Consider the following 14,485-nt stretch of genomic DNA (forward strand, 5'->3'; position numbering starts at 1 on the left):
TCAATTCCGAAACCCCTATCTGCTGATGCAGGTAGGGGTTTTGTTTTGCCTGCAGGAAAGTTCTTACGACACGCTCGGACAGCTCCTGGCTGTCACAGCCCCCCGACAGTGCTAAGGTTCCGCCCTAGCTTTTGCATTTTCAAGGATGCCTTTATGCCGGACGCGACGTCCCTTAGCCCTGCTTTCATGGTGGTTCACGGGAATCGCCTTGATGAGCTGCGCAGCCTGGTTATCAGTCTGATGCGACGTTATCCGCTAAGCCCTCTTGAGAATGAGATCGCCCTCGTTCAAAGCAACGGCATCGCCCAGTGGCTGAAGTTGGCATTGGCTGAGGATCCTGAAGACGACGACAGTGGCGGCTGCGGTATCGCGGCCGCCATCGAGGTGCAGTTGCCTGGCAGTTTCATGTGGCAGCTCTATCGAATGGTACTCGGGCGTGATGAGATCCCGGCCAAGTCCCTGCTGGATAAGGCCCCCCTCACCTGGAGGCTGATGCGTCTGCTGCCTCAGCTGATTGAGCAACCTCATTTCGAACCCCTGCGACGTTTCCTCACTCACGACGCTGATCTACGCAAGCGATACCAATTGTCTGAGCGTCTGGCTGATCTTTTCGACCAGTACCAGGTGTACCGAGCTGATTGGCTCGAAGATTGGGCGCAGGGACACCACCAGACAAGGAGCGTGCGTGGCGAAACAAAGCCGCTGGCGGAGGCGAATTGTTGGCAAGCGGAGCTGTGGCGAGCCTTGCTTCTGGACGTGGGAGAGGCAGGAATGGCTCAAAGTCGTGCAGGCGTTCATCAGCGCTATCTCGAGCGCATCAATAACCTTGAGGTCGCTCCAAAAGGCCTACCGGCGCGCGTAATCGTCTTTGGTATTTCTTCACTGCCAGCCCAAGTCCTTGAGGCCCTGGCCGGGCTTTCACGGTTCAGCCAGGTTTTGCTGTGCGTCCATAATCCCTGTCGTTACCATTGGGCGGACATCGTCGCTGACAAGGACCTGCTTCGTCATCAGTACAAACGACAGGCCCGCAAAAGCAGCATGCCAAACGTCCTTGATTCGCAAGCCTTGCATCAACATGCTCATCCGCTATTGGCCGCTTGGGGAAAGCAAGGGCGCGACTACATCAACCTTCTCGACAGCTACGATGATCCAACCACCTATCGCTCGGTATTTCGCGAGGGACGGATCGACCTGTTCAGCGAAGGCAATCCCACGACCCTTCTCAGCCAATTGCAGGACGACATCCTGGAGTTACGCCCCCTGGATGAAACCCGGAAACAGTGGCCAGCCGTCGATCCCGAACAAGATCAGTCGATCCGTTTTCATGTTGCCCACAGCGCCCAGCGTGAAGTTGAGATCCTGCATGACCAGTTGCTTGCCCACTTCAGCAGGGATCCCAGCCTGCGTCCCCGGGATATCATCGTCATGGTTCCGGATATCGACAGCTATGCGCCGCATATTCGCTCCGTATTCGGCCAGCTCGACAGGGTTGACCCACGTTTCATTCCGTTCACGCTGACGGACCAGGGCCAGCGCGGTCGAGACCCTCTACTGATTGCCGTCGAGCATTTGCTCAAGCTCCCGGACAGTCGCTTTCCGGTCAGCGAGATCCTCGATCTGCTGGATGTGCCCGCATTGCGCGAGCGGTTTGGTATTGATGAGGCTGACTTACCGACCCTGCACCGCTGGATCGAAGGCGCGGGTATTCGGTGGGGAATGAGTGCCGAACACCGCGCCGGCTTGGGGTTGCCGGCGGAGCTTGAACAGAACAGCTGGCGTTTCGGTCTGCGTCGCATGTTGCTGGGGTATGCAGTGGGCAATTCAGACGCCTACGAAGGTATCGAGCCCTATGACGAGATCGGCGGCCTCGATGCGGCTTTGATCGGTCCGCTGGTCGCTTTGCTGGACGCGCTGGAAGTTGCTCACCAAGAGCTCAGCCAGCCAGCGTCGCCCCGGATTTGGGGCGCGCGTTTGCATGATTTGATGCAATTGTTCTTCCTGGCAAGCAATGAGCACGACGATTATCTGCTGGCCCAACTCGAAGATCTGCGTGAAACATGGCTGGAAACTTGCGATTCGGTCGGGCTGGATGACGAACTGCCTTTGACGGTAGTCAGGGAAGCCTGGCTGGCAGGGTTGGATCAGGGCAAATTATCCCAGCGCTTCCTCGCCGGAGCGGTCAATTTCTGTACGCTGATGCCGATGCGGGCAATCCCCTTCAAGCTGGTTTGTTTGCTGGGGATGAACGACGGCGATTACCCGCGAGCTCAACCACCGTTGGATTTCGATCTCATGGGTAGCGATTATCGGCCGGGCGATCGCTCCCGGCGCGAGGATGATCGCTATCTACTCTTGGAAGCGCTGCTTTCTGCTCGGGAAATGCTCTACATCAGTTGGGTGGGTCGCAGCATTCGTGACAACAGTGATCGGCCTGCATCTGTCTTGATCGGCCAATTGCGCGATCACCTCGCCAGCGGTTGGCGGCTGGCAAGCGGTGATGAGGATTTACTTGGGGCATTGACCCAAGAGCATCCGTTGCAACCCTTTAGCGCTCGCTATTTTTATCAAGGTGACGGGCTGTTCAGCTATGCCAGTGAATGGCGAGCGCTTCACGAGCCCCGTGAGAACGATGCGATGCCTGCAATGTTGGAGCCTTTTGTCCAGGAAGAGCCCTTGGGGATCGGTCAATTGCAGGATTTTTTGCGCAACCCTGTCCGTCATTTCTTCAGTCAGCGACTCCATGTGTTCTTCGAAGCGTTCGAAGCCCCCCTGGCCGATGACGAACCTTTCGTTCTCGATGCTCTGCAGCGCTACAGCCTGAGCGACAGCCTGCTCGAAGCCGCCCTTGTTCGCCTTGATCAACCAGGCCTGGCATTGGCGGCGCACGCCAAAAGATTGCAAAACAGTGGCCTGTTACCTATGGCGGGGTTCGGTGAAAGCCTGCAACGCGAGCTGATCGAGCCGTTGCCTGACCTGCTCCAGCGCTACCAGCAACTCTTGGCTTCATGGCCAACTCCACTGACCAGTGCCGTACCCGTCAGTCTGCGGTTGCACGATGTCAGTGTAGAAGGGTGGCTCAGCGGGTTGCACCAGCGAGCCGATGGCTCGCTTCTCGCCATCACCTCGATCCCAAACAGCATAGGTTCTACCAAGACTCGCAAATGGCATCGGCTGATACGGCCCTGGGTCAATCATCTCGTAGCTTGTGCCAGCGGGCTTTCGATGACTACCGCACTGGTCGCCAGCGATGACAGCTTGCTGCTTGCCCCGTTCGAAGAGGCGGTAGCGCGACAGATGCTGGGCGATTTGCTGCAAGCCTGGCAAACCGGCATGCGCCAGCCTTTGCCTATTGCGGTGAAGACCGCGTTCGCCTGGCTCGCCCAAAGCGACCCGGAAAAAGCCCAGGCGGCGGCTCGCAAAGCCTACGAAGGCGATGGGCTGACATTTGAGGGCGAGCGCCGGGAAAGCCCAGCCCTGGCTCGGCAATACGCCGATTTCAATGCGCTGATGGCTGACGAAACGTTTCCCGACTGGTGTGATGCGCTTTACCGGCCGCTGCTCGACGCGCCTTGGCGCTCATCGGTCAGTGAGGACGCGCATCCATGAGCCGACAAATTCCCCTGGCCCTGGCATTCCCGCTTCGTGGCAGCCAATTGATCGAGGCAAGCGCCGGCACCGGGAAGACCTTTACCATTTCTGCCTTGTATTTGCGTCTGGTGTTAGGGCATGGCGATCCGCAGACCCGATTTGACCGCGAGTTGCTCCCTCCCCAGATTCTGGTGGTGACCTTTACCGATGCCGCCACCAAGGAGCTTCGCGAGCGTATCCGCACGCGCCTTGCGGAAGCGGCGCGTTTTTTCCGTAACGAAATTCCCGCCCCGGACTCGTTGATCGCCTCGCTGCGTGATGAGTTTGGCCAAGAGCAGTGGGCAGCCTGCGCGAACCGGCTCGATATAGCCGCGCAATGGATGGACGAAGCGGCCGTTTCGACTATCCATAGCTGGTGCCAGCGAATGCTTCGCGAGCATGCGTTCGACAGCGGCAGCCTGTTTACCCAGACCTTGGAAACCGACCACAGCGAATTGCTCGGGGAGGTGTTGCGGGATTACTGGCGCCTGTTCTGCTACTCGATGCAAGGCGAAGCATTGAACTGGGTGCGAACCCACTGGGGCGGCCCTGCCGCTCTGTTGCCCCGGGTAAGGGGTTTGTTTTCCAGCTCTCGAGGTGAGGCGCAGGGGATTGAGCCGGCCGAGCTGATTGCCGCATCCCTGCAGGAACGCAGCGCCGCATTGCTCGACCTCAAGGCCCCTTGGCGACAATGGGCCGTGGAGTTGTTGGAGATCTGCCAGCAAGGCGTTGCCAATAAAAGCGTTGACGGACGCAAGATGCAGGCTCGCTATTTCGAGCCCTGGTTCCAGAAAATCACTGCTTGGGTGGAGGACGAAAGTCTCGAACTGTTGGACATTGGCACCGGCTTCACACGACTGACGCCCGAGGGCATGGCCGAGGCATGGAAAGGCGAGGTGCCCAGCCATCCAGGGCTGGATGCGATGTCAGGGCTCAAGGCCAGCCTGGACGCCTTGCCCACCCCGGACGCCGCAGTATTGCAACATGCCGCGCAATGGGTCGGGACTCGCTTCGAAGCGGAGAAGCGTCGCCGGGCGGAAATGGGCTTTGACGACATGCTGCTGCGCCTGGACGCGGCTTTGCAGGCCGAAGGCGGGGAGCGGCTGGCGAGCCTGATTCGCGAGCAATTTCCGGTGGCGTTGATCGATGAATTCCAGGATACCGATCCGGTCCAGTACCAGATCTTCGAAAGCATCTATCGTATTGAAGAAAACAACGCGGATACCGGGCTGTTCCTGATCGGTGATCCGAAGCAGGCCATCTATGCGTTTCGCGGCGCGGACATCTATACCTACCTGCGCGCCAGGGAAGCCACCGCTGGCCGACTGCATACGCTGGGGACAAACTTCCGCTCCAGCCATGCCATGGTCGGCGCGGTGAATCAGGTTTTCCAGCATGCCGAGGCGCGTCAGCAAGGGCGGGGAGCGTTCCTGTTCCGCGAGGCATCAGGTGAGAATCCTGTGCCGTTCCTGCCTGTGGAATCCCAAGGTCGCAAGGAGTCATTGCAGGTCGCTGGGCAGGCCTTGGCTGCCCTGAATATCTGGCACTTGGCTTGCGACCAACCCATCTCCGGTGCGGTGTATCGGCAGCAGATGGCGGGAGCCTGCGCCAGTGAAATCACAGCGCTGCTTAACGGCGGCCAATCGGGGCGCGATGGTTTTTTCCAGGATGGAAAACTGCTTCGTGGAATTCTGCCTGCCGACATTGCCATTCTCGTACGCGATGGCAAGGAGGCGCAGGCCGTGCGAGGCGAGTTGTCTGCGCGAGGCGTGCGCAGCGTCTATCTGTCCGACAAGGACTCGGTGTTTGCCTCCCAGGAAGCACGGGACTTGCTGACTTGGCTCAAGGCGTGCGCGGAGCCGGATGTCGAGCGACTGCTGCGGACAGCCCTGGCAAGCGTTACGTTGAATCTGCCGCTTACAGAACTCGAGCGCCTGAACCAGGATGAACTGGCTTGGGAAAGTCGCGTCATGCAGTTCCGTAGCTATCGGATGGTCTGGCGCACGCAAGGCGTGCTGCCCATGCTGAGGCGCTTGTTGCACGATTTCAAATTGCCCCAGGCCTTGATGACCCGTGATGATGGCGAGCGGGTACTGACCAACCTGCTGCACCTCTGTGAGTTGCTGCAGCAGGCCGCTGTCGAGCTGGATGGCGAGCAAGCCATGATTCGTTATCTGTCCGAGCATCTGGCCTTGACCGGGCAGGCGGGAGAAGAGCAGATCCTGCGCCTCGAGAGCGATGAGCAGTTGGTCAAGGTGGTAACGATTCATAAATCCAAGGGACTTGAATACCCCTTGGTATTCCTCCCATTCATATGCTCGACGAAACCGGTGGATGGCAGTCGACTGCCGCTGCATTACCACGATGAACGCGGCCAGGCGCAGGTTAGCCTCCTGGCTACGCCGGAGCTGGTTGCCAAGGCCGATGACGAGCGCCTGGCCGAAGATCTGCGTCTTTTGTATGTGGCGCTCACCCGGGCCCAGCACGCCTGCTGGCTGGGAGTTGCCGACCTCAAGCGTGGCAGTAACAACCGCTCGATCCTGCATTTGTCTGCCCTGGGCTATCTGTTGGGTGGTGGTGCGGCGTTGAACGACTCGGTGGAACTGAGGCGCTGGTTGGAAGACCTGCAGCAAGGCAGCCAGGCGGTGAGCTGCCAGGATATGCCGCAGGCCAACGACGAGCGCTATCGACCCGCACGCAACGACGCGGTACTTCTGCAACCCTTGCTTGTGCTGCGCAAAGCCAGCGAGAACTGGTGGATTGCGTCCTATAGCGCCTTGCGTTTTGGCGAAAGCCTCAACGCCGGCGGCGACACCTCGCCGGAAGATCCTCAAGCCCAGAAGTTATTCGATGATGAGCGACTCGATCCGGACGCTCCACGGGAAACCGTGGCTGCCGGCGGTGACATCCACCGCTTTCCCCGCGGCCCTCACCCAGGCACCTTCCTGCACGGCCTCCTGGAGTGGGCCGCCGGCGAAGGGTTTCCGATAGAGCCAGCCATCATTGAGGATGCCATCGCCCGGCGCTGCAACCGTCGGGGCTGGAACGGCTGGATCAATACGCTGGGCGACTGGTTGCTGCACCTGACCCAGATGCCTCTGCAGATTGGCGATGGCCAGGCACCGGTGGTGCTAGGACACTTGACCCGGTTCCAAGTGGAAATGGAATTCTGGTTCGCCAGTCACAAGGTCGATGTGCTCAAGCTTGATGATCTGGTTTGCCGCTTCACCCACGACGGTGCGCCTCGTGTCGCTGCCGAACCCGTATTGCTCAATGGTATGTTCAAAGGGTTTATCGACCTGGCCTTCGAGCACGACGGCCGGTATTACGTGGCCGACTACAAATCCAATTGGCTGGGAATGGACGACGCGGCCTATACCAGGCAGGCCATGGAGCAATCGATCCTGGACAACCGCTATGACTTGCAATACGTGCTGTACCTGTTGGCCTTGCATCGCCAGCTCAAGGCGCGTTTGCCCGATTATGACTACGACCGGCATGTCGGCGGCGCGTTGTATATATTCCTTCGCGGCACGCGCGCAGCCAGCCAGGGTGTCTATTTCACCAAGCCTCCACGCGCCTTGATAGAACAACTGGATCGCCTGTTCCAAGGAATGCCGGAGCCCAAGGCGGAACCTGCTTGGGTGCAGGGGGAATTGTTATGAGTCGTTCTTTTGCCGATCTGCTTCCCAAGCCATCCGACGACGAGAGCCTGCGGGGCCTGGCGCCCTTGAGCGAAGTGAATGACCTCTTGCTGCTGTTGACCCGCTGGGTGGAGCGCGGTTGGTTGCGGGCCCTGGACAAGGCGTTCGTATTGTTCCTCCATGAGTTGTGCGCGGATGACGACCCGCTGGTATTGCTTGCTGCCGCACTCACCAGCCATCAGTTGGGCCATGGGCACGTCTGTCTGGATTTGTACGAAACGCTCAAGGAACCGGATTTCGCATTGTCGTTGCCGCCGGAGGGCGACCTGCAGGCCGGCATGATGTTGCTGCCATCGCAGCTATTGCAGACGCTGGACGGTGCCGGCTGGTGCAAGGTCCTGGCTTGCAGCCCGCTGGTGGCCCTGGCCGGTGACGAACGTGAGCATATGCGGCAACGGCCGTTGGTACTCGCTGGTAAACGTCTCTATCTGCGTCGTTACTGGGGTTACGAGCGGCGAATCGATAGCGCGTTGCGTCAACGACTGGCCGATCACGGCTCGGTGCCCGATGACCTTGGAGCGCGCCTGGCCGGATTGTTCGGGCCGGCCCGCGGGACAGGTCCGATCGACTGGCAGAAACTGGCCTGCGCGCTGGCGACTCGGAGCGCGTTCAGTATCGTCACGGGCGGCCCGGGCACGGGCAAGACCACCACGGTCGTGCGTCTGCTCGCCTTGCTGCAGGCACCTGCGGTCGAAGCAGGGAAACCGCTGCGCATTCGCCTGGCCGCGCCCACCGGCAAGGCGGCGGCGCGCCTGACCGAGTCCATCAGCCAACAGGTTCGCACGCTGGACGTCACCGATGCCGTGCGTGAACGCATTCCCTGCGAAGTCACCACGGTCCACCGCCTGCTGGGCAGTCGTCCCGGTACTCGCCATTTTCGTCATCACGCAGGCAACCGACTGCCGCTGGATGTGCTGGTCGTCGATGAAGCATCGATGATCGATCTGGAGATGATGGCAAATCTGTTGGATGCGCTGCCGCCTCACGCGCGCTTGGTATTGCTGGGGGACAAGGACCAGTTGGCTTCGGTAGAAGCCGGCGCGGTACTCGGCGATTTGTGCCGGGATGCCGAAGAGGGCTGGTATAGCCCGCAGACCCTGGCCTGGCTGGAATCCGTCAGTGGCGAGGACCTGATGGCCAGCGATCTGAAGCAGGATCTGGACGGCACCCATCCCTTGGCCCAGCAAGTGGTCATGCTCAGGCATTCCCGGCGTTTCGGCGAGGGCAGCGGTATTGGCCAGTTGGCTCGCAGGGTCAATGGGCAACAGCCGGAGCAGGCCCGAGAATTGTTGCGGGAGGGCCAATATTCCGACTTGTCCGCGTTGGCGTTGAAAGGTGAACACGATGCTGCGTTGGAACGTTTGCTGCTGGACGGCCAGGCGTCGGGACCGCAAGGATACCGGCATTACCTGAGTGTCTTGCGGCAACGACGCCCGGCGGCTTCCCGTCCGCTGGAAGAAGACTGCTGGGCTGATTGGGCTCGGGAGGTCTTGTCGGCGTTCGACGAGTTCCAGCTGCTCTGCGCGGTACGCAAAGGCCCGTGGGGTGTCGAAGGATTGAACCAGCGGATCACTGCGGCGCTGCTCAAGGCGCGCCTGATCGACAATGACCAGCTCTGGTATGAAGGGCGTCCGGTATTGATGACGCGCAACGATTACGGACTGGGGTTGATGAATGGCGATATCGGTATTGCCCTCAAGTTGCCTGAGCGTGACGGACCTGATGCAGGAAAACAGGTGCTGCGTGTCGCCTTCCCTCGTAACGACGGCCGAGGTGGCGTGCGTTTTGTGCTCCCCAGTCGATTGAATGATGTGGAAACCGTGTTCGCCATGACCGTGCACAAATCCCAAGGCTCGGAATTTACCCACACGGCATTGATTCTTCCGGACGCACTGAACCCGGTCCTGACCAAGGAGCTGGTGTACACCGCCATCACCCGGGCCAAGCAATGGTTCAGCCTGATCGAGCCTCGCGCCGGAATATTCGAAGAGGCAGTGCGACGTAAGGTCAAGCGCTTGAGCGGGCTGATGTTGGAGTGGGAATAAGGTGATGGAATGACTGGTTTTGAGCGCTTCGGTGTGTCGGTCGCGCTAATGCCTGTTTTTTGTCGGAAATCTCCGTAGGATACTGTCTCGCTGGCTTTTTGACACTGTGCTATCGTTCCGGCTCTTATCTACAGCAAGAGATCATCCATGACGGCGGTGGAGCGGGAGAAGGTGGGCAGCAAGGATTGCAGGCATTATTTGCTTGCCGTTCTTTTGTGGCTGCTGTCGCCTGTGGTCCTTGCCCAGGACCCGCCGACCGCTACCCGAGCCGACCAGCGAGCCGAGGCGGTTACGCAAGTCGTATTGGGCATACTCAGCTACGCCCGTTGGCCGGTTGAGCCAACGCAATTGCAACTGTGCATCGTCGGCCCGACCCAATACACCGACAACCTGGTCAAAGGCACCACCCAGGCCACCGGCCGACCCGTGACCGTGCAGCGCGTGCTGGCTGATTATCCGAGCATCGCCACTGACTGCAACGCTGTCTACATCGGCAACCTGAGCAGTGAGGAACGCGCTCGTCTGTTTGCCTCGCTGATCGGCAAACCGGTGTTGAGCATCAGCGAGGGCGGTGACCAGTGCACCGTTGGCAGCCTGTTCTGCCTGCGGGTCGGTGACGAGCAAGTGTCGTTCGATGTCAATCTCGATTCGGTGGCCCGCAGCGGCGTGCGTATCCATCCGAGTGTCCTTCAATTATCGCGCCGCAGGCCTGCCGCCCCATGAGTTCGTCGAAACCACGAATTCGTCCCACGCTGGGGTCGGTCATCGGTCGCGGTCATCTGATCGTCGCGCTGGTGGCGATCACCATGGCCAGTGTCTCCCTGACCTTGCTGGGCGTGCTTGCCTTGCGTGTCTACGCCGATCACAACCTGCACCTCATCGCCCGTTCGATCAACTACACAGTGGAAGCCGCCGTGGTGTTCGATGATGCAGCCGCGGCCACGGAAGCGCTGGCCTTGATTGCCACGACCGAAGAAGTCGCCGATGCGCAGGTGTTCAATGAACACGGCCGCTTGTTGGCGCATTGGCAGCGGCCGGAAACAGGACTCCTGTCGGAGTTGGAAATGCACATCGCCAAGGCGTTTTTGGAAAAGCCCATCAGCCTCCCCATCGTCCATCAAGGGCGCGATATCGGCAGGATCCTTTTGGCCGGGCATGGCGGCAGCCTGTTGCGTTTCCTGCTCAGCGGCCTGGCGGGGATCATTGTGTGCACCGCAGTCAGTGCCTGGGTCGCGCTGTACCTGGCGCGACGTCAGTTGCGGGCGATCACCGGACCGTTGCGCAGCTTGGCTGAAGTCGCCCACGCCGCGCGCTGCGAGCGAGCCCTGGATCGACGGGTGCCGCCGGCCGACATCGCGGAGTTGGACAATCTGGGCAACGACTTCAATGGCTTGCTCGCTGAGCTGGAGTCCTGGCAGACCCACCTGCAAAGCGAAAACGAAACCTTGGCTCACCAGGCCAGCCACGACAGCCTGACCGGATTGCCTAACCGGGCATTTTTCGAAGGCCGATTGATCCGCGCCTTGCGCAACGCCAGCAAGCTCGACGAGCAAGTGGCCGTCCTGTATCTGGACAGTGATCGCTTCAAAGGCATCAATGACAATTTCGGCCACGCGGCCGGCGATGCGGTGCTGACGGCCGTTGCGACGCGGGTCAGGGCGCAGTTGCGAGAGGATGACCTTGTGGCACGCCTGGGCGGCGACGAATTCGCCGTGCTGCTGACGCCGTTGCATAAAATCGAGGATGCGCAGCGTATCGCTGAAAAGATCATCGCCAGCATGGAAATGCCGATCCAACTGCCGGGTAATGCCTCGGTCCTGACTTCCCTCAGTATCGGTATCGCCGTTTATCCCGAGCACGGCGCAACACCGGGTGCGCTGCTCAGTGCCGCCGATGCGGCGATGTACCAGGCCAAACGCCTCGCCCGAGGCGGCCAACACACGGCGGGGGCGGAGCACCCGGTCGCGGATCTTCAAACCAGGAGCTGAATGCATGCTTTCGAATGCTCGTTTTTCCCTGCTGCGGTTCGCAGCATTTTTATTGGTCGCCGTTTTTGCCCTGGCAGGTTGCCAGACCACTCTCCAGAAAGGCCTTACCCCAGCGCAAATCGCCGTGCTCAAGGAGCAGGGCTTCAAGTTGACGGACGAGGGCTGGGCCTTTGGTCTTTCCGGCAAAGTGCTGTTTGGCAGCGATGTGGAAAGCCTCAATCCAGCCAGCACCGAAATTGTCGAGCGGATCGGCAAGGCCTTGCTGGGCGCGGGTATCGAACGAGTGCGAGTCGACGGTCACACCGACGCATCAGGCTCCCAAGCCTATAACGAACAACTGTCGATACGTCGGGCCAACAGCGTCGGCAAAGTATTGATTGGCGTGGGCATGCGTGAAGAAAACGTCCAACTACGTGGTCTTGGCAGCAGCCAACCCGTCGCGTCCAACGACACCGCCAGCGGCCGCACCGAAAACCGCCGCGTTGCCATCGTGGTTATCGCCGACTAATCGGCAAACACCATCTCCCGGCTGTTGCCGATCAGCAATGGCCGGTTCTGCTCAGTCACATCCCTGATGTAATCCCACAGCAATGTAATCCGCTTGAGCTTCCTCAAGTCCTCCCGGCAGTACATCCAGAATTGGCGAGTGACCGTGATTTCCGCTGGCAGCACCGGCAGCAAGCGTGGGTCTTGGGCCGCCAGGAAGCAGGGCAGGATAGCCAGTGACCGACCTTGCTGGGCCGCGACAAACTGCGCGATCACGCTGGTGCTGCGCAGAAGAGCGTGCGCGCCAGGCAGGACGTTGGCGAGGTACAACAGCTCGGAACTGAACGCCAAATCGTCGACATAGCTGATGAACGAATGCTTGGCCAAATCCGCCGGGCGGTGGATGGGCGGGTGATTGTCCAGGTATTGCTGGGTTGCGTAGAGCTGCAGCCGATAGTCGCACAGCTTGCAGCATACGTATGGGCCATGTTCAGGGCGTTCGAGGGCGATGACGATGTCTGCTTCGCGCTTGGAAAGGCTGATGAAGTGCGGCAGCGGCAGGATGTCCACGGAAATGGCTGGGTAGGCATCGACGAAGTGGCTCAATTGCGGCGTGATGAAAAAACTGCCGAAGCCTTCCGTGCATCCCATGCGCACATGGCCCGACAGCGCAACGCCGGAGCCTGAGACCTGTTCGCAAGCCATGTGCAGCGTGCTTTCGATCGATTCGGCGTAGCCTAGCAATCGCTGGCCTTCGGAAGTCAGGACAAAACCGTTGGTCCGGGATTTTTCGAACAGCAGCGTGCCCAGCGAAGCTTCCAGCGAGCTGATGCGTCGCGACACCGTCGTGTAGTCGACGGCCAGGCGCTTGGCGGCCGTGCTGGCCTTGCGGGTACGGGCCACTTCGAGAAAAAACTTGAGGTCGTCCCAATTCAGCGACCCTAGGGAGGTGATGTTTTTTTGCATGATGGACCGGTTTTTATGTGCGTTCTTATTAGAAGTTTGCACATCTATACTCCAAAAACCGTCTTATCACCAAGCGTGCGCATGCTCCTTGGTCTTTGCTGAACCAGCGCTCTCTTATAAGAACAATCCCGGAGGCCAGCATGAACGTTTCCCTTACGCCCAGCGACACCGCCCTGCAATCCGTCAGACTGTTGATCGATGGTGAGTGGGTTGAATCCCAATCCAGCGAATGGCACGACATCGTCAACCCGGCCACCCAAGAAGTGCTGGCGAAGGTCCCGTTTGCCACGGCTTCGGAAGTCCATGCCGCCATCTGCGCCGCCCAGCGGGCTTTCCAGACCTGGAAGCTGACGCCCATCGGTGCGCGCATGCGCATCATGCTCAAGCTCCAGGCCTTGATCCGCGAGCATTCCAAGCGCATCGCCGCGGTGCTCAGCGCCGAACAGGGCAAGACCATTGCCGACGCCGAGGGCGATATTTTCCGTGGCCTGGAAGTGGTCGAGCACGCCTGTTCCATCGGCACTCTGCAGATGGGTGAGTTCGCCGAAAACGTCGCTGGTGGCGTTGACACCTACACGCTGCGCCAACCGATCGGGGTATGCGCGGGCATCACGCCGTTCAACTTCCCGGCGATGATTCCGCTGTGGATGTTCCCGATGGCCATCGCCTGCGGCAACACTTTTGTGCTCAAGCCCTCGGAGCAGGATCCGTTGTCGACCATGCTCCTGGTGGAGCTGGCGATCGAGGCCGGGGTGCCGGCAGGTGTGCTCAACGTGGTGCACGGCGGCAAGGACGTGGTGGATGCGCTCTGCACCCACAAGGATATCAAGGCCGTTTCCTTTGTCGGTTCGACCGCGGTCGGCACCCATGTCTATGACCTGGCGGGTCGCCATGGCAAGCGCGTGCAATCGATGATGGGCGCCAAGAACCACGCGGTGGTGTTGCCTGATGCCAATCGTGAGCAAACCCTCAACGCCCTGGTCGGTGCCGGTTTCGGCGCGGCGGGCCAGCGTTGCATGGCCACCTCCGTGGTGGTGATGGTGGGTGCGGCAAAACAGTGGTTGCCAGAGCTCAAGGCCTTGGCACAAAAACTCAAGGTCAACGCTGGCAGCGAGCCGGGCACCGACATCGGTCCGGTGATTTCCAAGCGGGCCAAGGCGCGCATCCTCGAGTTGATCGAGAGCGGCGTGCAGCAAGGCGCGAAGCTGGAACTCGATGGCCGTGGCATCAGCGTGCCGGGGTTCGAGCAAGGCAACTTCGTCGGCCCGACCCTGTTTTCCGGCGTGACCACCGACATGCGCATCTACACCGAAGAAATCTTCGGCCCGGTGCTGGTGGTGCTGGAAGTGGACACGCTGGACCAGGCCATCGCGTTGGTCAACGCCAACCCATTCGGCAACGGCACCGGCCTGTTCACCCAGAGCGGTGCGGCGGCGCGCAAATTCCAGAGTGAAATCGATGTCGGCCAGGTGGGCATCAACATCCCGATCCCGGTGCCGGTGCCGTTCTTCAGCTTTACCGGTTCCCGCGGTTCGAAACTCGGCGACCTTGGCCCCTACGGCAAACAAGTGGTGCAGTTCTACACTCAAACCAAGACCGTGACCGCACGCTGGTTCGATGACGACAGCGTCAATGACGGTGTGAACACCACCATCAATTTGCGTTGAGG

The 14,485-nt window shown here is 60.1% G+C and carries 8 protein-coding genes; 7 read left to right on the forward strand and 1 reads right to left on the reverse strand.

The genetic code is table 11. The annotated features are described in order from the left end of the window. Positions 1–153: 153 nt before the first annotated feature. From recC to VQ575_RS03580, 6 genes are all read left to right on the forward strand, one after another. Positions 154–3,606, forward strand: a complete 3,453-nt coding sequence (gene recC / locus VQ575_RS03555) for an exodeoxyribonuclease V subunit gamma (RefSeq protein ID WP_325919080.1) — start codon at positions 154–156, stop codon at positions 3,604–3,606. After that, complete coding sequence (gene recB, locus VQ575_RS03560) at positions 3,603–7,292, forward strand: exodeoxyribonuclease V subunit beta (RefSeq protein WP_325919081.1); 3,690 nt, start codon at positions 3,603–3,605, stop codon at positions 7,290–7,292. The genes recC and recB overlap by 4 nt, the downstream gene beginning before the upstream one ends. Beyond that, complete coding sequence (gene recD, locus VQ575_RS03565; RefSeq protein ID WP_325919082.1) at positions 7,289–9,376, forward strand: exodeoxyribonuclease V subunit alpha; 2,088 nt, start codon at positions 7,289–7,291, stop codon at positions 9,374–9,376. Before recB ends, recD begins: the two co-directional genes overlap by 4 nt. Positions 9,377–9,523: 147 nt before the next feature. After that, on the forward strand, positions 9,524–10,099 hold the full coding sequence (locus VQ575_RS03570) for a YfiR family protein (protein ID WP_045155062.1): 576 nt from the start codon (positions 9,524–9,526) through the stop codon (positions 10,097–10,099). Beyond that, a complete protein-coding gene (locus VQ575_RS03575) occupies positions 10,096–11,364 on the forward strand; it encodes a diguanylate cyclase domain-containing protein (RefSeq protein ID WP_039592387.1) in 1,269 nt (422 codons plus the stop codon). The genes VQ575_RS03570 and VQ575_RS03575 overlap by 4 nt, the downstream gene beginning before the upstream one ends. Before the next feature lie 4 nt (positions 11,365–11,368). Continuing rightward, positions 11,369–11,872 (forward strand): OmpA family protein, encoded by a 504-nt coding sequence (locus VQ575_RS03580; RefSeq protein WP_039592386.1) that lies wholly within the window; start codon positions 11,369–11,371, stop codon positions 11,870–11,872. Here VQ575_RS03580 and VQ575_RS03585 read toward each other — a convergent pair. Next, on the reverse strand, positions 11,869–12,816 hold the full coding sequence (locus tag VQ575_RS03585; protein ID WP_039592385.1) for a LysR family transcriptional regulator: 948 nt from the start codon (positions 12,814–12,816) through the stop codon (positions 11,869–11,871). The genes VQ575_RS03580 and VQ575_RS03585 overlap by 4 nt on opposite strands. A 140-nt stretch (positions 12,817–12,956) precedes the next feature. Between VQ575_RS03585 and VQ575_RS03590 the strand changes: the two genes are divergently transcribed. Then, positions 12,957–14,483, forward strand: a complete 1,527-nt coding sequence (locus tag VQ575_RS03590) for a CoA-acylating methylmalonate-semialdehyde dehydrogenase (RefSeq protein ID WP_325919083.1) — start codon at positions 12,957–12,959, stop codon at positions 14,481–14,483. Positions 14,484–14,485 lie beyond the last annotated feature (2 nt).

Origin of the sequence: Pseudomonas frederiksbergensis (assembly GCF_035751725.1) — a bacterium.
Classification (GTDB): Bacteria; Pseudomonadota; Gammaproteobacteria; order Pseudomonadales; family Pseudomonadaceae; genus Aquipseudomonas; species Aquipseudomonas frederiksbergensis_A.